Source organism: Streptomyces sp. NPDC030814 (assembly GCF_055572155.1).
The window spans coordinates 8,030-29,648 of the sequence record NZ_JBVIDX010000040.1 but is presented as its reverse complement, the minus strand read 5'-3'; the positions used below and the strand labels follow the sequence as shown (position 1 = coordinate 29,648).

The following is a 21,619-nucleotide window of genomic DNA, read 5'->3' as shown; positions in this document are numbered from 1 at the left end:
TCCCCCGGCGGGCGCCGCGGTGCGATCCTGGAGGCATCAGCGATCTCCTCGCGTAAGGAGTTCCGCCGTGCTGCGTGTCGCCGTCGTGGGTTCGGGGCCGAGCGGGTGCTACACCGCACAGAGCCTCGTGCAGCAGGATCCCGGGGTCCTGGTCGACGTCCTCGACCGTCTGCCGTGCCCGTACGGTCTGGTCCGTTACGGGGTGGCGCCGGACCACGAGAAGATCAAGTCGCTCCAGAACAACCTCCGCACCGTGCTGGAGGACGAGCGGGTGCGTTTCCTCGGCGGGGTCCAGGTGGGCCCGCGCGGCGTGCCGGTGGCGCGGCTGCGGGAGCTGTACCACGCGGTCGTGTACTGCGTGGGTGCCGCCACCGACCGCCGCCTCGGCATCCCGGGCGAGGATCTGTTCGGCAGCTGGTCGGCGACCGAGTTCGTGTCCTGGTACAGCGCGCACCCGGACGCCGTCGCCGACTCCTTCCTCCTCGGCGCCCGCACGGCGGTGGTCATCGGCGTCGGGAACGTGGCCGTGGACGTGACCCGCATGCTGGCGCGGGGTACGGCCGAACTGAGCCCGACCGACATGCCGCAGTCCGCGCTCGCCTCGCTGGCTGCCAGCGAGGTCTCCCGGATCCACATGGTGGGCCGGCGCGGCCCCTCCCGGGCGCGCTTCACCACCAAGGAGCTGCGCGAGCTGGGCACCCTTCCGGACACCCAGGTCACCGTCAACCCGGCGGAGCTGGAGATGGACCCGGACTACGTCGATCCGTCGGCCCTGCCCGCCGCGCAGCGCCGGAACATCGAGGTGCTGCGCGGCTGGGCCACCGCGCCACCGCCGAGCGGCCGGCACCGCATCCGGCTGCGGTTCTTCCTCCGCCCGGTCGAACTCCTCGCCGACGGCGACCGCGTCTGCGGCGTCCGTCTGGAGCGCACGCAGCCGGACGGCCGGGGCGGCCTCGTCGGCACCGGCCGGTACGAGGAGATCGAGGCCCAGCTGGTCCTCCGCTCGGTCGGCTACCGCGGCGTACCGATCGACGGACTTCCCTTCGATCCGGAGCGGGGCACAGTCCCCCATCTCACCGGCCGGGTCGTGCGGGAGGGCGTGGCCGCACCGGGCGAGTACGTGGCCGGGTGGATCAAGCGGGGCCCGAGCGGAGTGATCGGCACCAACCGCCCCTGTGCGAAGGAGACGGTGACCTCCCTGCTGGAGGACGCCCCCGCACTCGTACGCCGCGCGGTCCCGGCCGACCCGCTGGCGGCCCTGCGGGCGGAGGGTGTCCGCCCCGTGGAGTGGTCGGGCTGGCAGGCGATCGAACGGGCGGAGGCGGAGCTGGGGGCGTCCCTGGGACGGGGCGTGGTGAAACTCCCGGACTGGGAGTCATTGCTGACGGCGGCTCAGAACGGCGCGCAGGACTAGGCCGGTTCACGGCACACCCGGACAACGACGGGCTGATCCAAACGAAACAGCTTAGCCACACCGGGCAAGTTGGTATCCGGAGGCCGAATTGGCGTGTTGGATGCCTGGCCGCTCATCTCATTCGGTCATTCCTCCGCGGCCATGTCGCCGTAGTGCCGCGCGACCTCATGGAACGCCTCCTTGGGGCTGCCTACACCGTCGCCGGTCACCGCCACGACCCCGAAGCCGGCCTTGTCCAGATCGAGACGAGGAGCGTCGTGACGCGGGAAGTCGGGCATGGCGAAGGTGAACACGAAACAGCCGTGCACGCCCTCCGCGTCGTACTGGTCGATGAGTTCACCGAGGTAGCGGGCCTGGACGGTCTCGTCGCGGGGGTGGTCGCCGCGGATGTGCGGGGGTACGGCGAACCAGTTGACGATCCAGAAGGCGCCGGCTCCCCGCTGGTCGGCTCCGGTGAAGGCACCGCACCCGAACTCGGTGATGACCACGGGCTTGTCGTGGTCGCGAACGAGGCTGCGCAGGCGGTCTGTGTAGGTGGTGTGGTTACGGCGGGAGCGGTAGAGACTGACGCCGACCAGGTCGAACAGCGACCAGTCGACGTGTTCCCACCCGCCCGCGGAGTAGGTGACGGGCCCGCCAAAGCGGCGCCGCGCGGTGGTCACGGCGATGGTGAGCAGCCTGTGGAGCCGCCGGTCGATCCTGCGCCGCAGCAGGCGGCGGAAACGCAGGATGAGCTTCAGGCGCAAGAACGACCGAGGTCCGGGGACGATGCCCGGCGCTGTGTGGGAGAACTCGCTGCCGACGAGGAGCGTCACCCGGTCCGGGTGTTCCCGGCGAAGTTCCTCGGCCGCCTCGGCGACGGCGTCCAGGTGTTCCAGCAGCTTCGGCTGAGGCAGCTCGGGAACGTCGGGCCGGATGTACACGCCGAGACCGGACTGGAGGGAGATGCGGGCGGTATCGATCAACCGCTTCCCGTCCCCGATGAGCATCACCGTGGTGCAGTGCAGGTCCCGGACGATGACCTCCATGTCCCGCCGTACGTCATCGGTGCTTGCCTCGCCGACCAGGTAGGAGATGCCGCGGACGGTCAGCATGCGCTCGGCTCCTGTCGACGCAGACGGTGGGCGGCCATGAGGAGAAGGGCGGCGACTCCACCGAGCATCGCGGCGTTGACCGCGTACTTCATCGTGAGATCCACGTTGTCGCCGAGCGGTTCGACCAGGAAGGACAACCCGGCACGGACGACGAGAGCACTACCCGCGGCGGCCAGTACGTGCCGACGGCCCCAGTCCCGGCGGCGCGACCAGCGCAGCAGCAGCCAGCCGAGTACGACCATCGCGACGACGTTCACCGCTACGCCCGCCCAGGTCGCCGGCAGCAGCTGACTGGCACACCATGCGATCCCTGTGACACCGCCGACCAGCCACCACGACGGCGCCTTCGCAGACGACTCGGTCCTCACAGGCCGGACGGTGAACGCGGCGGCGATCAGGGCGATGGCGACCACTGCGGCGCCGATCAGCTGTGCCGGGCGCACGGGGGAGTCCGCTGCCGTGTCGCTGTAGATCAGTGCGGCGCTCAGCGCCCACAGCACCACCATGACGCCGACTCCGACCGGACCCAGCCACCGCAGGTTCGCGATGCGCGGGGCACAGGATTCGACCACCGCGATCGGAGCGGCGAAACTCCAGATCACATGCCCTCCGACATAGTTCAGCAGTCTCGCCGCATCGACCCCCAGGCCTGGGATGAGGGTGACCAGCGCCTGGGTCGCCCAGTCGGGGCCATCGGCGTCGACCTCATTGTCGAACAGGGTCTGGTCGATCAAGCCGGCCTGGAGCACCCCGAAGGCCGCGCTCAACAGCAGGACCGTCGGCCAGCCGCGGCCGGTGCGCCGAGTGATCTCGCGGATGAGCACCGCGACGGTTCCGTAGAGCGGCGCGAGGATGAGCAGGCCCGCCAGCAGCTCCAGCGGCCGACCAGTGCTTTCGCCGTAGCCGATGAGGTACTCCGCGCTGATCGGGGACAGCACCAGCAGGCCCGCCACGGCCGCCCAGCGGTGCCGAAACCGCGGCAGTGCGGCAGGGGCGGACAGTTCGGGCATGAGAATCCTCTGCGTTGGTGGTTCAGCGGTCCGGGTCGTCATCGGTCCGGTCGACACTAGAGTGACCGCCGACCGCCGGGCATCCGCCTTTCGTCGACGAGCGCACGACTTCCGTCTACGTCCAAGCAGCGCAACACCGTCGAGCGGTGCATCAACCGCCTCAAGCAGTGGCGAGGCATCGCCACCCGCTACGAGAAGACCGCAATGATCTACCTGGCCGGACCCCACATCGCCGGCATCTTCCTGTGGTCGGCCCACTGATCCAAACGAAACGGCCTACCCAGGCGCATCGGGGCAGCACGCATCCAGCGGTTCAACCACCTTCCGGCGGAGCCCCGGTTCAGGCGTCGTCGGGGTCCCCGACGCGGGCGGCCTGCCGTTCGGCGGCGTCCAGGAGGGCGTCCAGCAGCCCCGGGAAGAGACCGTCCAGGTCCTCCCGGCGCAGGCCGTTCATCTTGGCGGTGCCCCGGTACACCTGCCGGATCACCCCGCTCTCGCGCAGCACCCGGAAGTGGTGCGTGGTCGTGGACTTGGTGACCGGCAGGTCGAAGTACGAACAGGAGAGCTCGTCGCCGTCGGCGGCGAGTTCTCGCACGATGCGCAGCCGCATGGGGTCGGAGAGCGCGTGCAGCACGGCCTCCAGCCGGATCTCCGCGGGCTCCGGGTGCGGGAGATCACGGCTGCTGACGGCGGGCGAGGTCACGGCGGCTCCACTGCGTCGGGCCTTTCAGGGAGTCCCATTGTACGAGAACCCTCGTAGTTTGACATTCGCCGTACTACGATGGCTATCGTACGAGGCATCGGGTCGCACACCGTCCCGAGACGGCATCCCTGACGATTGGAGTCCGGCCGTGAGCGCGCTCTTCGAGCCCTACCGCCTGCGTGAACTGACCATCCCGAACCGGGTGTGGATGCCCCCGATGTGCCAGTACTCGGCCGCACCGGAAGGCCCGGAGACAGGTGCGCCCAACGACTGGCACTTCGCCCACTACGCGGCGCGCGCCACCGGCGGTACGGGCCTGATCGTCGTGGAGGCGACCGCCGTGGCCCCCGAGGGCCGGATCTCCCCGTACGACCTCGGCCTCTGGAACGACACGCAGATGGAGGCGTTCCGCCGGATCACCGGTTTCCTCAAGCGGCAGGGGACGGTGCCGGCGGTGCAGCTCGCCCATGCGGGGCGCAAGGCCTCGACCGACCGGCCCTGGCAGGGCGGAGCCCCGGTCGGCCCGGACGCGCACGGCTGGCAGCCGGTCGCCCCCAGCCCGGTGCCGTTCGACGTGAAGCACCCGGTACCGGACGAGTTGACGGTCGAGCAGATCCGGGCGCTCGTCGGGAAGTTCGCGGAGGGGGCCCGCCGCGCGCTCGCCGCCGGTTTCGAGGTCGTCGAGATCCACGGTGCCCACGGATACCTGATCAACGAGTTCCTGTCCCCCCACTCCAACCGCCGTACCGACGCCTACGGCGGGTCGTACGAGAACCGGATCCGTTTCGCACTCGAAGTGGTGGACGCCGTGCGGGAGGTGTGGCCGCAGGACAAGCCGCTGTTCTTCCGGGTCTCCGCGACCGAGTGGCTGGAGGAGGGAGGATGGACGGCCGACGACACCGTCCGGCTCGCGGTCGAGCTGAAGGCCCACGGCGTGGACCTCCTCGACGTGTCCACCGGCGGCAACGCCCCCGGGGGCCGCATCCCCGTCGGCCCCGGCTACCAGGTGCCCTTCGCCGCCCGCGTCCGGAACGAGACGACGATGCCCGTCGCGGCGGTGGGTCTGATCACCGAGGCCGAGCAGGCCGGGAAGATCCTCGCCAACGGGGAGGCCGACGCCGTGCTGCTGGGCCGTGAGCTGCTGCGCAACCCTTCGTGGGCCCGGCAGGCCGCCCGGGAGCTCGGGGGCGAGGTGCATGTCCCCGAGCAGTACCACCGGTCGGTCTAGGGGGTGTTGTGAACGTCCAGTGCGGTGCCCGCGGTGTCCGGTGCGTGGCCTCGGCGTGCCGGACGAAGGCCCTCGTAGTGGCGCTACGTGGGTCTTTGGCCGGTGCGGCGAGGGTGCGTGCCGGACACCGCGGGCACCGCACTGGACGTTCACAACACCCCCCAGGCTGTCCCCTCGCCCTCGCCGAGCGCCAGGCCCAGCAGGAGCAGGGGCGCCGCAGCCGGCCACCACGGCCCGACCGGCTCGTTGAATTCGGCGTCGGCGCCCCGTCCACCGAACTCCACACGCGACTGCCACGCCGCGGGCAGACGGCACCACACCATCGACCAGGCCGAAGCCCGCCGCCTCCTCGCCGCGGGCCCACGGGCCCATGCCCCCGCTGCCGTCCCGACCAGCCCCTCGGCATCCTCGACCAGCACCCGCTCTCAGGACCTGGCCGCGCACCACGGGCGGGCGCCTGGCGAGGTCCCCTCCAGCCTCGCCATCGGCCATCGGGTGGAGGGCCGAGTCCCCCGCGAGGAGTACGCCGCGCGACGAGGCTCCGCATCCCGCTCGATGTGCCGCGAGGGGGACCGGACACATGTTTGTGTCATGAATATGCCTACGAAGCGGTGGGCGGCGACCGGGCGGGCTCGGGCCGCAGAAGCTGCCGCGATCTGGTCAGTGATCTTCGCCGCGTTCCACATCTACTGGGCGCTGGGCGGCGGTTTCGGACTGGGCGACGGGAAGGTCTCCGAGGAAGGCGTCTCCGGAGGCTTCCTCGTCTACGACCTGGTCGTGGCGGTGTTGAGCCTGGCGGGGGCGGTGGTCGCGGTGGAACTGGGGCGGGGAGCCGGGCGCTCGTTCCTGCCCAGGTGGGTCCTGCTCGGCGCGGCATGGGCCGCGGCGGGACTGCTGCTCCTGCGCGGCGGCATCGGGGTCGTCGACGACCTGCTGAGGACGACCGGTGTGCTCGACAACGGTGTGAGCGGACTGACGGTGGCCGAGGTGTACGGCGAGGCCGACCCGTCGGCGTACACGGTCTGGTCGATGCGCGCCGTCGACGGGTACTTCCTCCTCGGCGGCGCGCTGTTCGGTGCCGCGCTGCGCCGCTGCCCGGCACGTCTCCGGATCCGTCCATGAGATCGCCGTACTCGTGATCGAGTCCTGGCCGGTTCGTCCGGACGATCGCCGGCCTTCGGGGCGAACACGGAGCGCGCAAGGGTGATGCTTCTCGAAGAAGAAGGCGATCCCGGCGTCCCTGGCGCCCGCCCCTCGGGCGCGCTCCGGGGGCGGGGCCTCAGGCGGGGCCCGGTTCGGCCGCGGTGCGGGTCCGCACCAGCCGCTGGACCGTCTTCTCCAGGTCGGGCAGGGTTCGCTGGCCGGCCACCGCGAGGGCGATCGCCGCGGCGACGCCCGCCCAGGCGAACGGGCCGAGCGGGGTGCAGCCGAAGAAGTGGCTGACGGCCGGGATCTGGACGAGGGCGACGAGGGCCGCGGCGGAGCCGAGGGCCGTGGTGCGGACCAGTGGGCTGTGCCGACGGTCGGCGAGGGTCTGGGCCAGCTGGGTTCCGACCACGCCGCACAGGGCCATCGTCGTGGAGCGCCGCGCGGTGCCGGGTGTGAAGCGGCCGAACAGCCAGGCGATGGTGGCGCCCAGACAGGTGGTCAGGGCACGATGGCGGATCTGCCGCATCAGGGGCGCGCCGAGGAGTTCGGTGCCCAAAGGTTCCGTGCCCGGGGCGGCGCCCTCCGTGTCGTCGTCGTTCCCGCCGTCCGGCTCCTCCTTGGGGGTCACCGCCACCGCCATCGCCGGGAACAGGTCGGTGAACAGGTTCACCAGCAGCATCTGCCGGGTGGAGAGCGGGGCGCGGCCGGCGAGCAGCGTGCCGAGGATGCCGAAGCCGATCTCGCCCGCGTTGCCGCCGATCAGGATGGCGATGGCATCGGTGACGCTGTGCCACAGGGAGCGGCCTTCGGTGACCGCCTCGATCAGCACGGACAGGTCCTCGTCGGTCAGGACCAGGTCTGCCGCGTTCCGGGCGGCGGCCGAGCCGCGGGCCTGGATGCCCACGCCGATGTCGGCGGCGCGGATGGCCGCGGCGTCGTTGGCGCCGTCGCCGACCATGCCGACCACCCGGCCCGCGTCCCGCAGCGCCTCCACGACCTGGAGCTTCTGCTCGGGGGCGACCCGCGCCACGACGCCCGCGTCCCGGAGCATCCGGGAGCGTACGGACCGGTCGGCGGAGGCCAGTTCGTCGCCCGTGACGACGGCCGTGTCCTCGGGCCAGCCCAGTTCGGCGGCGATCGCGCGGGCGGTCTGCGGGTGGTCGCCGGTCAGCATGACCGGTCGTACGCCTGCCTCGCGCAGCCCGCGCACGAGGTGCGTGGACGTCTCACGCGGTACGTCGGCCAGGGCGAGCAGACCGGTGAACTCCAGCTCGGCCAGCGGTTCTTCGAGGGCGGCGGCCGGGTCCTCGCCCGCGCGCAGCGGGCGTTCGGCGACCGCGAGGACGCGCAGCCCGTCACGGGCGAGCGACTGGGCGGTCCCGGACGCGTGGTCCGGAAGGTCGGCGCAGGCGGGCAGGACCGTCTCCGGTGCACCCTTGACCACCAGGACGCCGGCGCCGTCCCTGGTCGTGCCGACGGCCGCGGCATAGCCGCGGGCCGCCTCGAAGGGCCGGCCCTCGGTCTGCTCCCACTCGGGGTCGGCGCCCGCCGCGTCCAGCACCGCCTCGTCCGTGGCGTGCATCGGGCGGTGCGAGCCGCCGTTCAGCCGGGGGCAGGCACGGGCGGCGACGCGCAGGGTGCGGGGCGAATCGTCGCCGGCCGTTTCCTTGGGCCTGCGGACCGTGCCGTCGGCCTCGGTGACGCGGACCAGATGGAGGCGGTTCTCGGTGAGGGTGCCCGTCTTGTCGAAGCAGACGGTGTCCATGCGGCCCAGGGCCTCCAGGGTGCGCGGGGTGCGGACGAGGACGCCGCGGCGGCTCAGCCGACGGGCGGCCGAGAGCTGTGCGACCGTGGCGACCAGGGGCAGTCCCTCGGGAACGGCGGCCACGGCGACCGCGACGCCGCCGCTCACCGCCTCCTTGATGGGGGTGCCGCGCAGCAGCGAGAGCCCTGTCACCGCCGCACCACCGGCCAGGGTCAACGGCAGCGCCTTGCGGGTGAGTTCGTGGATCTTGGCCTGGACTCCGGCGGCCGGGGGCGTCCGGGCGGCGAGGGCGACGGCACGGGCGGCCTCGGTGCGGTCGCCGGTGCCCACGACGACGGCCCTGGCCTGACCCGCGACGACCGTGGTGCCCTCGAAGACCATGCAGCTCCGGTCGGCCACCGGAGCGCGGGGCGTCGGCGCCGTCTGCTTGTCCACCGGCAGGGACTCACCGGTGAGCGCCGACTCGTCCACCTCCAGGCCGTCCTCCCACAGCAGCCGGGCGTCGGCGGGGACGACGTCGTCGCCCTTCAGCTCGATCACGTCGCCGGGGCTGAGCACGGCGGCGTCCACGGTCTCGGCCGACAAGTCATCGGCCGACTTGCCCTCGGTGGGCGGGCTGGTCGGCTCGGCCGTGTCCCGGGGCGCGACGCGGGCCTTCCGCTGCTGCTCGGCGAGCAGTCCGGACAGGGCCCGTTCGGCGCGCAGCCGTTGCAGACCGCCGACGAGGGCGTTCAGATCGAGCGCGCCGAAGACGAGCAGGGCGTCCACGACCGAGCCGAGGATCGCGGAGGCGGCCGATCCGACCGCCAGGACCGGGGTGAGCGGATCGTCCAGTTCGCCCCGGACGGCCTGCGCCAGCTCCATCGTCCAGCGCACCGGAGTGCCGGCCGGAGTGTGGCCGACCGTGTCGGCGACCTCGTGCAGCCGGCTGGTCGCCTGCTCGACCACCGTCATGTCGTGCTCCTCGCCGGCCACGCGTTCGAGCCGGTCGAGGACGTCGTCCGGTGGGAGGGCGTGCCAGGCCGTGCGCGGCTGGGGGTGAGGCGCCCGCGCCAGCGCCACGCCGAGGGCGCTGCGCACGCCGCTGAGCAGGGCCGTCGCGGCCCCGACATCGACGGGGACGTGGCGCAGGCCGGGCAGGGGCGCACGGCGTCGCGACCCGTTGGACTCGCCGATGGCCACGAGCAGCCCGGAGAGGGCGGCACCGGACCGGGCGAGGGTCTGCGACCGGCGGCCCACCGCGCGGGCCACCGGCACCGCGGTCAGCAGCCGCCACACGTCGGCGAGGCCGTTCAGGGCGAGGACGTCCGCGCCCCACACGACGGCGGAGTCCCGGTCCGCGAGGGCGACGGCCACATCACCGCCGAGCAGGCCGTCCAGGACGTCCATGCCGTCACGGGCCGGGGTGGCCGCGGACCGTGCGCCCCCCGTGTTCTCGTCCCGGTCTCGGGTGCCGCCGTCCCGAGGACGCGTGGCGTCGTCCCGTACGTGGGTGTCCTCCACGCCCGCCTCGGGATCGGCGGAGGGGAAGCGGGCGACCGTCAGGACGGTGGCGCCGTCGTCGCGCAGGTCCCGCACCACCTCGCGCAACGGCCGGCCGCCGGTCACGACCTGGTCGGCGAGGCTCGTGAAGTCGCGCAGCGCCGGGTCGTCCACCATGACGACGGCGAGCCCGGCCCGGCGGGCGGCGTCGAGCACGGTCTCGGCCCAGGCGTCGGCGCCCGCGCCGGGGCTGCGCAGCGCGCTGGGGTGCAGCACGACGGTGTCGACGGTCTCCAGCCGCCGCAGCCGTTCGGCGTCGCGGATCAGTACTCCGGTCCGGGCGAGGGCCGCGCTGAGGACGTGGTGGAAGGCGGCGGGTCCGTACCGGGCGGCCTTGGGCGAGCCCGCGAGGACGGCCTCCGCGGCCTCCTTCCCGTCGTGTTTGACGAGCAGGGTCGCCGCGGCGCCCAGCACACTGCCGGTGGAGGCGTGGGAGGCGTAGTCCTGAGCGGGGGTGGACCGCAGCGGCGGCCGCACGGAGGGGCGTGGGGGCAGGCCCACCCGCTTCGGGGTGCACACCTGGTCGTGGACGGTGTCGAAGGCGGTCGCGCGGGCCAGGGTGTCCCACAGCTGGCAGGCGCGCAGCGCCCCGTCGAGCAGCAGGGCGATCGGGGTCTGGCCCGCGCCGTGCACGGCCGCGTTGGCGGCGGCCAGCAGCACGTCCATGCGGGACGCGCCGAGCCGGTCACGCAGGAAGCCGCGGAAGCGCGGGTTCTCGCGGAGCAGCGTCGCCGCCGCCGTGACCGTACGCGGTGAGGGCGGCAGCCGCAGGAAGGAGCCGGCCAGGGCCATGCCGGTGCCGAGGACATCGGCGGCGAGAGCCATCGTGGCGGCCCGTATCCCAGCCGGGTCGCCGGGGTGGGCGAACCCCTCGACGTCCTCGTCGGTCAGCGAGAGCCCGTGCCGGGCGGCGAGTTCGGTCGCCTCGTCCACCACCTTGTCGCCGAGGGCCTCCTCCGCGGCGGACACCACGAGCCGAGCCAGCCCCCGGTCCCAGTAGGCCAGCGCCACGTCCGGCCGCTCGGCCAGGGCGGCGGCCACCTTGCGGGCCGCGTGTTCCGCGCCGCCCTCGCGGTGAACGTGTTCGGCTGTCTCGGGGCGCAGTGCGAGATGTGCCCGTGCGCCCGAGCGCCAGGGGCGCGCTCCGCCCGGCACCGCGTTGCGGGCGACGCGCGCGACCCGAGCGGCAGTGTCCGCGCCCCGTACGCCCGCCCGTGCGGTTCCGGCCACGGCTCCGGCGGCCATGCCCACGGCGGGCCCCGCGCCCCGGGCGAGCAGCCTGGGACCGGCCAGCGCGAGCCCGGTGGCGGCGGTCGTCGGACGTGTCAGCAGTCCGAGCGTCCCGGTGCGCCCCCGCTCCGCCTGTGCACCACCCCACCGTCCACCTCGTGCCATGGCTCACCCTCACCCTCGCGCAGATGCCCTCCGGGTGAGCCGGGTTCCCGGGAATCCGCTCGTCATCCATGCATATGTGGTCGATGAGGCGGTGTTCGGCGCGTGTGATCACCGAGGCGGTCGGCCTCCAGCCCGCGGACCGCCTCCCGGACGCATACGGGCCGGCTCACCTCCGCTGGAGCAGCCGGGCCGGGACGGTTTCGGCGAGGACGCGGTAGCCCTCGGGGTTGAGGTGGAGCCAGTCGCCGTCGTGCAGGGTCGGGAGCAGTCGGCTCGGGTTCTGCGGGTCGCGGACGGCGCGGTCGAAGTCGAGGACGGCGTCGAAGCGGCCGCTGGTGCGGATCCAGGTGTTGACCGCCTGCCGTGCGTCCTCGCGGTGCCCGGCGGCGTCGTCGTACAGCGTGTTGCCGTCGAACGGCAGCAGGGTCGCGCCGTAGACGCGGATGCCCTGGGCGCGGGCGCGGACGATGATCTGGTCGTAGGCGGCGATGAGGTCGGCGGTGACGCGCTGCTGGGCGGCAGGGGTGGCCTCGGCCGTTCCGATGTCGTTGATGCCCTCGAAGACGATCAGCTGTTCGACGGCGCTGTGGGCGAGGATGTCGCGGTCCAGTCGGGCGAGCGCGTTGGGACCGAGGCCGTCGTTGAGGACGCGGTTGCCGCCGGCTGCCTGGTTCACCACGGCGATGTGCCGGGTCGCGGGCTTCTGCCGGAGGCGGTCGAAGAGCTGGTCGGGCCAGCGGTTGTTGCCGTTGGTGGTGGAGCCCCGGCCGTCGCTGAGCGAGTCGCCGAGGACGGCGACGGCGGTGGTGGCGGGCCGGGAGAGGACCTCGACGTCGCTGAGCAGGTACCAGTGGTTGGTGGGGGTGGCGCCGGGGAGGTCCTCGTCGCGGGTGCGGTCGCCGTGCTGGAGGTAGGAGGTGGTGCGGGAGCCGGGGTGCGAGGTGAGGGCGAGGGACGCCTGCCCGTCGGCCAGATACGTGGTCACGGTGAGGTTGGAGCCGGGCTTCACCGTGAAGTCGAGCGGGTCGGAGACGACCTGGGCGCCGATCGGCACGGTCGTGGCCTGCCGCCCGCCGAACGTCACGGTCCGGGTGGTGCCGGGTTCGATCGCGCCGACCCCGGCCTGCCCGCCCTTCGGGAGGGCGACGGTGACCGCCGTCAGCGGCAGCGCGGTGCCGCCGAAGGCGTTGGAGAAGCGCAGCCGGACGCGGTCGCCGCCGGTGGTGACGCGAACGGTCTGCCGCAGGGTGGTGTCGACGAGCACGGCCCGGTCGCCGGTGAACGGCGCCGGCGGCATGTTGTGCGCCTCGGTGAGCTGCGGCATCGCCGACCAGGTGTTGACCCAGTGCCGGGCGGAGGTGACCGCGTCACCGGCGCCGGCGGTCCGCTGTGGGCTCCTGACGAGCGCCACCACGGCGGACGCCGTCACGACGAGGGCCAGCGCGAGGACGCATGCGGCGACGAGGGGTGCTAGCGACGCTCTGCTCGGCGTCTTGGACGGCTGCACGGGCGATGCCTTTCTCCGGGAGGGGGCTGGGCGGAAGGGGGTCTGACAGCGGGTCCGGCGCGAAGGCGCGCGGTGTCCGGCACCCGTCGACGGGCGCGCGCCGGGTGGCACGCGCCCGGCGGTGGGCGATGGTGCGGCGGGGCCGGCGGGTCAGGTGCAGGCTGTGCCGTTGAAGGTCCAGGCGGTGGGTGCGGCGCCGTTGCCGGAGTGGTGGGCCTGGTGTCCGACGCCGGCACCCGGCGCGATCGCGCCGTTGTGCGGGGTGGCGTCGGTCGCGGTCACGGCGCCGCTCGCGGGGCCGTACGTGGCGCCCCAGCCGTTGATGACGGTCCGGTGGTCAGCCCTTCACCGCTCAGGGCCCGCCGAGGGCTGGGGCACGGTTCACGAGCCGGTGATGCCGAAGAAGGTGAGGACGCGCTGGCCCATGCCCCAGGCGTACACGTTGTGGCCGACGCCCCGGAGGCTGATGGCCTCCACGGGGGCGCGGTCACCGGTGCCGCCGTAGCGGGTGCGGGTCCAGCCGTTCTGGGGTGAGTCGGTGGCGCTCGGCGTCTGGCCGACGCCGCGCACATTGGTCCACTGCTTGATCTCCTCCCCGAAGTTCGGATACCGCAGCACGTCGTCCTGGGTGCCGTGCCACAGCTGCATCCGCGGCCGGGGGCCGTTGTAACCGGGGTAGGCACCGCGGACCAGGTCGCCCCAGGCCTGCGGGGTGCGGATGATCCTGCCGTTGGCGCAGTCGCTGTTCCACTCGGAGCCGTTGGTGGTGGCGAAGCAGGCGAACGGGACGCCCGCGAAGGCGGCCCCCGCGGCGAACACGTCCGGGTAGTCGCCGAGCAGGACGTTGGTCATCATCGCGCCGGAGGAGATGCCGGTGGCGAAGATCCTGCTGGTGTCCGCGTTGTAGGTGCGGACCGTCCAGTCGACCATCGACTTGATGCCCACGGGGTCGCTGCCGCCGCCGCGGCGCAGCGCCTGCGGCGAGGCGACGTCGAAGCACTTGCTGCTGCGGGTGACGGACGGGTACACCACGATGAAGCCGTAGCGGTCGGCGAGGGAGGCGTACTCGGTGCCGCTGTACATGGCGGGCCCGGAGCCGGTGCAGTAGTGCACGGCCACGACGATCGCCGGTCTCCGGGCGACGTTGTTCGGCACGTACAGATACATCCGGAGGTTGCTCGGGTTCTGTCCGAAGCCGGTGATCTCGGTGAGCGCCGCGCGGGGCGCCGCCTCGGCCTTCGTGTCCCGCGCGACGTCCGCGCCGGGCGCGGCGTGCGCGAGCGACGAGGGGTTCGGGGGCGGCGCGGCCGAGGCCGCCGGCGCGGTGAGGAGCGTGGCCGCGAGTAACGGCACCAGGGCTGTGAGCAGCGCGACGAGGGCCGTACGGAGTGGTCGGCACGCGGTGCGGTGGGGGGTTCTGGGCACGTCGTTGTCCCTTCAGCGAGCCCGGGAGGGAAGCGTCCGCCGAGCATCGTGACATGCACATGGTCCCCCTGGAAGCGCTCCCACACGTCGAAAGAATTCGCTTTCGACGCACCCGCCGGAACCCCTGACCGCGCGCGGCGAGGCAGGCACGCGCCTCACCAGGGACGCGGCAAGGCCTTGTGCGCGAAACATTGACTAGAAAGCGCTTACCCCCTACGTTCCGTTCAGCAGTGTGAACCGGACACCCTCGGCTCCAGATGGCAGACGATGGGCACCGGCAGCCTGGTACACCCGAGAAGAGGCACCTCAAGGGAGACCGAGTCCCCCACCTCGGCCACCCGACCCGGCCATAGCGATCACCATGACGTACGGCATTCATGTACATGATTCGCCGGTTCTGACTGAAGGGAAGCATCCGCATGCGCACCGTCCCCCCACATGCACGGGCGCACAGAACTTCCCTGACGGGCGCGGCGACCGCTCTCGCGGCAGCCGCCGTGGTCGCCCTGCCGCAGTCCGCGGGGGCGGCGGAGACCTCGCCGACCGGCTACGGCGCCGGCGCCACCGGCGCCTCCCCGGTCACCGTCTCGACCCTGGCCGCCTTCGAGAGCGCCGTCACCGGTGACGCGGCCAAGGCCGTCCGTGTCAGCGGCCCGATGGCGCTCAGCGGCCAGGTCGACATCGGGCTCCCGTACGACGGTGCTGGGCGTGGGTTCGTCCTCCGGGTTCACCGGGGGCGGTCTGCGGATCAAGGAGGAGACCGACGTCGTCGTCCGCAACCTGAACCTCAGCAAGCCGGTCGCGCCCGCGGACGGGGTCACCGTCCAGGAGTCGACGAGGGTACGGATCGACCACAACCCCTTCCCCGCCGACCGCGATCACGACAAGGACCACTACGACGGCCTGCCGGACGTCAACCACGGCTCGGACAACGTCACGGTGTCCTGGAACACCTTCAAGAACACCTTCAAGGGCTCACTCGTCGGCCACAGCGACAACAACGCCTCCGAGGGCACCGGCCACTTGAAGGTCACGTACCACCCACAACCACTTCAACGACGTCCGCTCGACGTGGACGGCGCCGACACCGCCAGCCACTCGCGCATGGGCGCCCAGACGCTCGTGGAGAACAACGTCTTCCGCGACACGAAGGTCGCCGTCACCACGAACCGCGGCAGTGACGTGAACGGCTACGCCGATCTGCGCGGCAACGACCTCGGCGGGGCCGCCGCCGAGGTGTCACGGACGGGGACCTTCACATCCACGCCCTACGGCTACACAGCGGTGCCCGCCTCGTCCGTCGTCACCTCGGTGACGTCGGGTGCGGCCCCGGAAAGCTCTGACACCCCCCATCCGCTCGGAGACAGAAGGAATCGGGACATGACTTCTGCGGCACGTACGCGCGCCCGCACGCGCGCTCTGACCGGGACGATGACCGCCTTCGGACTATCGTTTGGCATGATCATGACTAGTGGCGCCACTCCGGCGAGCGCCGCCACCTGGCCGACGGCCTCCGGCAACCAGCCGGTGTCCTCCACCATCTCGGTGTCCGGCGTCCGGGACGGCGGCATGAAGCGCTACTACGGCAGCGGCGATCTGGCCGGCGACGGGCAGGAGGAGGGCCAGGACCCGATCTTCAAGCTCTCGGCCGGCGCGACGCTGAAGAACGTCATCATCGGCGCGCCCGGCGCCGACGGCATCCACTGCGAGGGCAACTGCACCCTGCAGAACGTGTGGTGGGAGGACGTCGGCGAGGACGCCGCGACCTTCCGCGGCGGATCCACCTACACGGTGACCGGCGGCGGCGCCAGGAAGGCCGCGGACAAGGTGTTCCAGCACAACGGGCCGGGCACCCTGAACATCTCCAACTTCGCCGTCAGCGAGTTCAAGACGCTGTACCGCTCCTGCGGCGACTGCTCCACGCAGTACACCCGCAAGGTGAACCTCAACAACATCGAGGTCACCGGAACGGGTTCCACCGCCCGGCTCGTCGGCATCAACGTCAACCGGGGCGACGTGGCGACACTGCGCAGGATCACGATCCTGAACGACAGCGGCCGCAAGGTCGTCCCCTGCCAGAAGTACAACAACAACACGGCCGTCGGTACGGGACCCGACAGCACCAACTGCCTGTACTCCAGCTCGGACATCACCTACAGGTGAGGCCGCTCGCCACCCACCGGTGAGTCCACTCCCCACGGCCGGACGGAGCCTCCCCCCACGGGCCCCGTCCGGCCCCCGGCCGTCGACCGGGGCGCCGACCGCGCGGGCCGCCGCCGACCGCGCCGGGCGCCGCCGACCGCGCCGGGCGCCGGCACGGGGCCGGGGCTCCCTCACCAGATCTTGCGCTCCCACAGGGGAGCGATGCGCTCCCACGCCTCGTCCCACTGGTCCATCCTCCGCCGCTCCAGGCGGCCGCGGACGAGCCTGCCGCCCCCATAGGGCACGGCCGCCACGAAGAGCCCCGCCAGACCGCCGACCAGCGTGGCCCGCAGCCGGGCCTGGGACTGTCCGGCGGGCCTGGTCACCAGCCGGCCTTCGGCGTCCGTCCACACCGTGACCGGGGTGCCCGTGACGTCGGCCGGGTCGACCCGGGCCTGACCCTCACGCGCGGAGCCGTCCGGCGCCGCCCAGCGCACCTTCGCCCACACCTTCTCGGCCCCCGCGCCGCTGCCGGCGCCCGGCTCCGGCGCGTCCTCGACGAGCCGTGCCTCCACAGGGCGCCACTCCTCACGCTGCCGGGCCAGACCCGACTCGACGGAGTCCGCGGACAGCAGTCCCGCGGCCACGCCGCCGCACACGGTGAGGGCCCAGGCGACGAGCACGACCCAGGACTCCAGCCGGTCGGCGCGCCGTTTGAGCGGGTTCCGCCGCCAGCGCCACAGCCACACCTTCGGACCACGGAATGCCACCATCGGGGGCACCCTCCCTCACGCACACAGGACAGCCGGACCGCTCTCCCATACGGCGCCGGTCCCGGCGCTGCTCATGCGACGTGGGTCACCCCGTCCGCCCCATGGCCCGGTCCGACCCCTCGCGCCCACCCGCCACATGCCGTCTGACCTGCGGAAATACCGCCACAAGGGGTGACTGTCAGTGGCTGGGTGCAGACTGGCCCGTGACTGAGACGACGATGTCCAGGAGGTGGCCGGGATGGCCGAGGTACTGCTCACCGTAGGCACACGCAAGGGCCTGTTCATCGGGCGGCGGCGAGGCGGTGCCTGGGAGTTCGACGACAGCCCGTACTTCAACGCGCAGGCCGTCTACGCGGTCGCGATCGACACCCGCGCGGACACGCCCCGCCTGCTCGTCGGGGGCGACAGCGCGCACTGGGGCCCCTCCGTGTTCCACTCCGACGATCTCGGGCGCACCTGGACCGAACCGGCCCGCCCGGCCGTGAAGTTCCCCAAGGACACGGGTGCCTCCCTGGAGCGGGTCTGGCAGCTGCACCCGTCGGCCGCCGAACCGGACGTGGTGTACGCGGGCACGGAGCCGGCCGCGCTGTACCGCTCCGAGGACCGCGGCGAGACCTTCGAGCTGGTACGGCCCCTGTGGGAGCACCCGACCCGCGACAAGTGGCAGCCGGGCGGGGGTGGCGAAGGGCTGCACACCATCCTCACCGACCGGCGCGACCCGCGCGCGATGACGGTCGCCGTCTCCGCCGCCGGGGTGTTCCGCACCGAGGACGGCGGAGCGAGCTGGTCACCGTCCAACTCCGGGGTCTCCGCGGTGTTCCTGCCGGACCCGGACCCGGAGTTCGGTCAGTGCGTGCACAAGGTCACGCGGGACGCGGCGACCCCCGACCGGCTGTATCTGCAGAACCACTGGGGCGTCTACCGCAGCGACGACGGCGGCGCGCACTGGACGGACATCGGCGAGGGGCTGCCCTCCACCTTCGGGTTCGCAGCGGCGGCCCACCCGCACCGCGGGGACACCGCGTATGTGTTCCCCATCAACGCGGACGCGGACCGTGTCCCCGCCGACCACCGCTGTCGCGTCTTCCGCACGGCGGACGCGGGCAGGAGCTGGGAGCCGCTGTCCACCGGCCTGCCGACGGAGGACCACTACGGCACGGTGCTGCGCGACGCGATGTGCACGGACGACGCCGACCCGGCGGGCGTGTACTTCGGCAACCGCAACGGCGAGGTGTACGCGTCGGCGGACGACGGGGACAGCTGGCGGCAGTTGGCGTCCCATCTGCCGGATGTGCTGTGCGTGCGGGCGGCGGTGATCGGCTGACGGCCGGGGACGGACGGGGGAAAGCGCATCGTCCATGTCGTTCTCAGGTCTCACCTCGTCGTCCTCGCACGCCTGCCGACCGCCAACTCGGCCCGAATTGCGTGTGGTTCGGCATAGAAACGGTCAGCTCCGGTCGCACTGCGACCGGTGGTTGATCGACATCGCCGCCTCGGCAGTAGGGTGACGCCGTGGCACCACGACCGTTGCATGAAATCGTCGAATCGGGCTGGGCGAAGGCGCTGGAGCCCGTGGCCGGACAGATCGCCCGCATGGGCGACTTCCTGCGCGCGGAGATCGCCGCGGGACGCACCTATCTCCCGGCGGGACCGAACGTCCTGCGCGCCTTCCAGCAGCCCTTCGACGACGTCCGTGTCCTCATCGTCGGCCAGGACCCGTACCCGACCCCGGGGCACGCCGTGGGGCTGTCCTTCTCGGTTGCCCCGGAGGTGCGGCCCCTGCCGGGCAGCCTGATCAACATCTACCGGGAGCTCGGCAACGACCTGGGGCTGCCGCCGCCCGGCAACGGCGATCTGACGCCCTGGACCGAGCAGGGCGTCCTGCTGCTCAACAGGGCACTCACCACGGCCCCGCGCAAGCCGGCGGCGCACCGGGGGAAGGGCTGGGAGGAGGTCACCGAGCAGGCGATACGAGCGCTGGCCGCGCGCGGACGCCCCCTGGTGTCGATCCTCTGGGGCCGCGACGCCCGCAACCTCCGGCCCCTGCTGGGCGACCTGCCGTCCATCGAGTCGGCCCACCCCTCCCCCATGTCGGCCGACCGCGGTTTCTTCGGCTCGCGCCCCTTCAGCCGCGCCAACGACCTGCTTGCCCGGCAGGGCGGCACCCCCGTGGACTGGCGACTGCCATGACGACCGGCGGGGCGCCGTCCGAGGAGCGGCCGGGATCGGTGTCCGCCTCGGGAAGCGACGGGGACGGCCCCGTCGTCCTCGCGGTGGACTCCGGTGGGTCCGGGTTGCGGGTGGCGCTCGCCGTCGGTGGCACGGTGGTCAAAGAGGCACTCGCTTCCGGGTCGCCGGTGCGCACCGGCGACCGGGGCATCGATGCCGGGCATCTGCTGGAGCTGGTGCTCCCCAGGGCGCGGCAGTTGCTCGCAGGGGCGGGACGGGAGCGTCCCGACGCGGTCACCGTGGGAGCGGCCGGATTCGCCACGCTCGGGGAGCGGTTGCGGGCCGAGCTGCCGTCCGCGTTCCGGCGTGAACTGGGAGTCCGGCGCGTCGCACTGGTGGCCGACGCCGTCACCGCGTACACCGGCGCGCTGGGCGCGCGGCCCGGTGCCGTGATCGCCGCCGGTACGGGACTGATCGCGATCGGCACCGATCTGCGGTCCTGGCGCCGGGCGGACGGCTGGGGCCATCTGCTCGGGGACTGCGGCGGCGGGGCGTGGATCGGGCGCGCGGGCCTGGAGGCGGCGCTGCGAGCCCATGACGGGCGCAGTGGTGGCTCGGAGCCGCTCCTGGCGCGTGCGGAGGCGGTGTTCGGCCCGCCGGACAGGCTGCCGGCGCAGCTCTACCCCCGGCCGGACCGACCGGCGGTGCTGGCCTCCTTCGCCCCTGAAGTGGCCGCCTGCGTGGGCGGCGATCCGGTCTCGGAGGACATCCTGCGCGCGGCGGCCCGGCACATGGCCGACGCCGCGGCGGCCGTCTGCCCGGCGTCGGGCGAGCCCCTGGTGGCGCTCACGGGTGGGCTGTTCAAGCTGGGCGCACCCCTTCTCGTACCGCTGGAGACCGAGTTGGCCGAGCGGCTGCCGCATGCGCGGAGGGTGCCCGCGGAGGGCGATCCGCTGCACGGGGCCGTGCGGATCGCGACCGATCTGGCCACCGGCGGCCTCCGAGTGCCGTACGACGAGCAGCTGTTGTATGCCGTGGCCGAAAAGTAGTATCTGAAATACGGACCAATGCAGCCTGTCGGACAAGCGCCACCGTGGTCGGTCAAGAGCACTGCTCAGCAGATAAATGCGGAATCGAACAGGCTGATCGACACGTAACTCATCAGACAAATCCGGACGGATACCGCTCACCTGCACCCTCCCCGAACAGGGGAACCCCGGAAACAAGTAACATGCGGCGCCATGAGCTCCCCCACTGGGCCCGCGTCCGGCCTGCCAGTACGAATGCCGCGACCCCGCCAGCCCGGCCGGCACCGCCGACCGGAACCCCTGGCGGCTCCCGAGGGCGCGCCCGCGCTGCTCCTCGCGGTGCCGGGCACGCCCAGCGCCGCCACGCGCAGCCTCGCCGAGGAGGTCGTGAGCATCGCGCGCTCCGAGCTGCCCGGTCTCGACGCCCGCATCGGTTACGTCGACGGCGGCGACGACGAGTTCCCCACCCTGCAGTCGGTGCTCACGGGCGCCGCCGAGCAGCGCACCGCCCGCTACGAGCAGGCGCGCGCCGCCGGTCTGGACGTCAAGGAGCCGGACGGCCCCGTCGCCGTCGTCGTGCCCCTGCTGGCCGGCCCGGACAACGCGACGCTGCGCCAGATCCGCCAGGCCGTCATGGAGAGCCGGATCGCGGCCGAGCTGACCGATGTCCTCGGCCCGCACCCGCTGCTCGCCGAAGCGCTGCACGTGCGGCTGTCCGAGGCGGGTCTGGCGCGTGCCGACCGCGCCCGGCTGTTCACCGTCGCCACCGCCGCGGACGGCATCATCCTCGCCTCCGTGGGCGGCGAGGAGGCCGTGCAGGCGGCCGGTATCACGGGCATGCTGCTGGCCGCGCGGCTCGCGGTGCCGGTGATGGCGGCCGCGCTCGACCAGGAGGGTTCCATCACCTCGGTGGCCGAGCAGCTGCGCTCCTCGGGCTCCCAGCAGCTCGCCCTCGCGCCGTACCTGATCGGGCCGGAGATCGACGCCGCCCTGATCGAGGACGCCGCGACGGAGGCGGGGTGCTCCGCCGCCGAGGCTCTCGGCCCGTACCCGGCGATCGGCAAGCTGGCGCTCGGCAAGTACACGACGGCGCTCGGCATCGCCCCGCCGCAGCAGCAGGGCATGCCGGTCCGCTGACTCAGGCCGCGTCCGGTCCGTCTCGACCCGTACGGCCGAGGGGGCGGTCCCCTGTTGAGGGGGGGGGCCCGGGGGGGGTGGGGGTGTGCCCCGAAAGGGGAGGAGTTTGTGTGCCGAAAGAAGGCAAGAACAAAAGAG

Annotated in this window: 15 protein-coding genes and 3 pseudogenes; 10 read left to right on the top strand and 8 right to left on the bottom strand. The window is 72.7% G+C overall.

Annotated elements, in window-relative coordinates; all coding sequences use genetic code 11:
- Nucleotides 1-67 precede the first annotated feature (67 nt).
- On the top strand, nt 68-1,414 hold the full coding sequence (locus ACZ43N_RS40635; RefSeq protein ID WP_468104584.1) for an FAD-dependent oxidoreductase: 1,347 nt from the start codon (nt 68-70) through the stop codon (nt 1,412-1,414).
- Between the two features lie 125 nt (nt 1,415-1,539).
- Here the strand turns inward: ACZ43N_RS40635 and ACZ43N_RS40630 are convergent, their stop codons facing one another.
- Nucleotides 1,540-2,508, bottom strand: a complete 969-nt coding sequence (locus tag ACZ43N_RS40630) for a glycoside hydrolase family 113 (protein ID WP_468104583.1) — start codon at nt 2,506-2,508, stop codon at nt 1,540-1,542.
- On the bottom strand, nt 2,502-3,518 hold the full coding sequence (locus ACZ43N_RS40625) for a hypothetical protein (protein WP_468104582.1): 1,017 nt from the start codon (nt 3,516-3,518) through the stop codon (nt 2,502-2,504). Before ACZ43N_RS40625 ends, ACZ43N_RS40630 begins: the two co-directional genes overlap by 7 nt.
- A 129-nt stretch (nt 3,519-3,647) precedes the next feature.
- Here ACZ43N_RS40625 and ACZ43N_RS40620 point away from each other — a divergent pair.
- Nucleotides 3,648-3,779 (top strand): annotated as a pseudogene (locus ACZ43N_RS40620) (IS5/IS1182 family transposase); the annotation flags it as partial.
- Between the two features lie 79 nt (nt 3,780-3,858).
- Here the strand turns inward: ACZ43N_RS40620 and ACZ43N_RS40615 are convergent.
- Nucleotides 3,859-4,221, bottom strand: coding sequence for an ArsR/SmtB family transcription factor (locus ACZ43N_RS40615; RefSeq protein ID WP_468104581.1), 363 nt, complete (start codon nt 4,219-4,221; stop codon nt 3,859-3,861).
- Between the two features lie 148 nt (nt 4,222-4,369).
- Between ACZ43N_RS40615 and ACZ43N_RS40610 the strand changes: the two genes are divergently transcribed.
- Entirely contained in the window at nt 4,370-5,449 is a 1,080-nt protein-coding gene (locus ACZ43N_RS40610; protein WP_468104580.1) for an NADH:flavin oxidoreductase/NADH oxidase, read from the top strand.
- A gap of 591 nt (nt 5,450-6,040) precedes the next feature.
- Nucleotides 6,041-6,571: a DUF3995 domain-containing protein gene (locus ACZ43N_RS40605; RefSeq protein WP_468104579.1), complete on the top strand. Its 531-nt coding sequence runs from the start codon at nt 6,041-6,043 to the stop codon at nt 6,569-6,571.
- Between the two features lie 157 nt (nt 6,572-6,728).
- Here the strand turns inward: ACZ43N_RS40605 and ACZ43N_RS40600 are convergent, their stop codons facing one another.
- The 4 genes and pseudogenes from ACZ43N_RS40600 to ACZ43N_RS40585 form a co-directional block, all read right to left on the bottom strand.
- Nucleotides 6,729-11,300 carry an HAD-IC family P-type ATPase gene (locus ACZ43N_RS40600; RefSeq protein ID WP_468104578.1) on the bottom strand — a complete coding sequence of 1,524 codons (4,572 nt, stop codon included), beginning with the start codon at nt 11,298-11,300 and terminating at the stop codon, nt 6,729-6,731.
- Nucleotides 11,301-11,466: 166 nt separating this feature from the next.
- Complete coding sequence (locus ACZ43N_RS40595) at nt 11,467-12,807, bottom strand: SGNH/GDSL hydrolase family protein (RefSeq protein WP_468104577.1); 1,341 nt, start codon at nt 12,805-12,807, stop codon at nt 11,467-11,469.
- 150 nt (nt 12,808-12,957) lie between these two features.
- Nucleotides 12,958-13,089, bottom strand: a complete 132-nt coding sequence (locus ACZ43N_RS40590; protein ID WP_468104576.1) for a hypothetical protein — start codon at nt 13,087-13,089, stop codon at nt 12,958-12,960.
- Nucleotides 13,090-13,191: 102 nt separating this feature from the next.
- Nucleotides 13,192-14,232, bottom strand: a pseudogene (locus tag ACZ43N_RS40585) (extracellular catalytic domain type 1 short-chain-length polyhydroxyalkanoate depolymerase); the annotation flags it as partial.
- A 419-nt stretch (nt 14,233-14,651) separates the two neighbouring features.
- Here ACZ43N_RS40585 and ACZ43N_RS40580 point away from each other — a divergent pair.
- A pseudogene (locus ACZ43N_RS40580) lies at nt 14,652-15,558 on the top strand (pectate lyase family protein); the annotation flags it as partial.
- 54 nt (nt 15,559-15,612) lie between these two features.
- Nucleotides 15,613-16,395: a pectate lyase gene (locus tag ACZ43N_RS40575; protein ID WP_468104621.1), complete on the top strand. Its 783-nt coding sequence runs from the start codon at nt 15,613-15,615 to the stop codon at nt 16,393-16,395.
- A 170-nt stretch (nt 16,396-16,565) separates the two neighbouring features.
- Here ACZ43N_RS40575 and ACZ43N_RS40570 read toward each other — a convergent pair whose 3' ends face one another.
- Nucleotides 16,566-17,147, bottom strand: coding sequence for an Rv1733c family protein (locus tag ACZ43N_RS40570; RefSeq protein ID WP_468104574.1), 582 nt, complete (start codon nt 17,145-17,147; stop codon nt 16,566-16,568).
- 238 nt (nt 17,148-17,385) lie between these two features.
- Between ACZ43N_RS40570 and ACZ43N_RS40565 the strand changes: the two genes are divergently transcribed.
- From ACZ43N_RS40565 to ACZ43N_RS40550, 4 genes are all read left to right on the top strand, one after another.
- Complete coding sequence (locus ACZ43N_RS40565; protein ID WP_468104572.1) at nt 17,386-18,471, top strand: WD40/YVTN/BNR-like repeat-containing protein; 1,086 nt, start codon at nt 17,386-17,388, stop codon at nt 18,469-18,471.
- A 188-nt stretch (nt 18,472-18,659) separates the two neighbouring features.
- Nucleotides 18,660-19,337 (top strand): uracil-DNA glycosylase, encoded by a 678-nt coding sequence (locus tag ACZ43N_RS40560; RefSeq protein ID WP_468104571.1) that lies wholly within the window; start codon nt 18,660-18,662, stop codon nt 19,335-19,337.
- A gap of 38 nt (nt 19,338-19,375) precedes the next feature.
- The gene (locus ACZ43N_RS40555; protein ID WP_468104569.1) at nt 19,376-20,365 is read left to right on the top strand and encodes an N-acetylglucosamine kinase; all 990 of its coding nucleotides are present in this window, start codon (nt 19,376-19,378) and stop codon (nt 20,363-20,365) included.
- A gap of 192 nt (nt 20,366-20,557) precedes the next feature.
- Complete coding sequence (locus tag ACZ43N_RS40550; RefSeq protein WP_468104567.1) at nt 20,558-21,481, top strand: sirohydrochlorin chelatase; 924 nt, start codon at nt 20,558-20,560, stop codon at nt 21,479-21,481.
- Nucleotides 21,482-21,619 lie beyond the last annotated feature (138 nt).

Coding starts and splice junctions, on each gene's coding strand:
- ACZ43N_RS40630 (WP_468104583.1), bottom strand. CDS start 2,508: ATGCTGACCGTCCGCGGCATCTCCTACCTGGTCGGCGAGGCAAGCACC.
- ACZ43N_RS40625 (WP_468104582.1), bottom strand. CDS start 3,518: ATGCCCGAACTGTCCGCCCCTGCCGCACTGCCGCGGTTTCGGCACCGC.
- ACZ43N_RS40605 (WP_468104579.1), top strand. CDS start 6,041: ATGAATATGCCTACGAAGCGGTGGGCGGCGACCGGGCGGGCTCGGGCC.
- ACZ43N_RS40600 (WP_468104578.1), bottom strand. CDS start 11,300: ATGGCACGAGGTGGACGGTGGGGTGGTGCACAGGCGGAGCGGGGGCGC.
- ACZ43N_RS40575 (WP_468104621.1), top strand. CDS start 15,613: ATGACTTCTGCGGCACGTACGCGCGCCCGCACGCGCGCTCTGACCGGG.
- ACZ43N_RS40570 (WP_468104574.1), bottom strand. CDS start 17,147: ATGGTGGCATTCCGTGGTCCGAAGGTGTGGCTGTGGCGCTGGCGGCGG.
- ACZ43N_RS40565 (WP_468104572.1), top strand. CDS start 17,386: ATGGCCGAGGTACTGCTCACCGTAGGCACACGCAAGGGCCTGTTCATC.
- ACZ43N_RS40550 (WP_468104567.1), top strand. CDS start 20,558: ATGAGCTCCCCCACTGGGCCCGCGTCCGGCCTGCCAGTACGAATGCCG.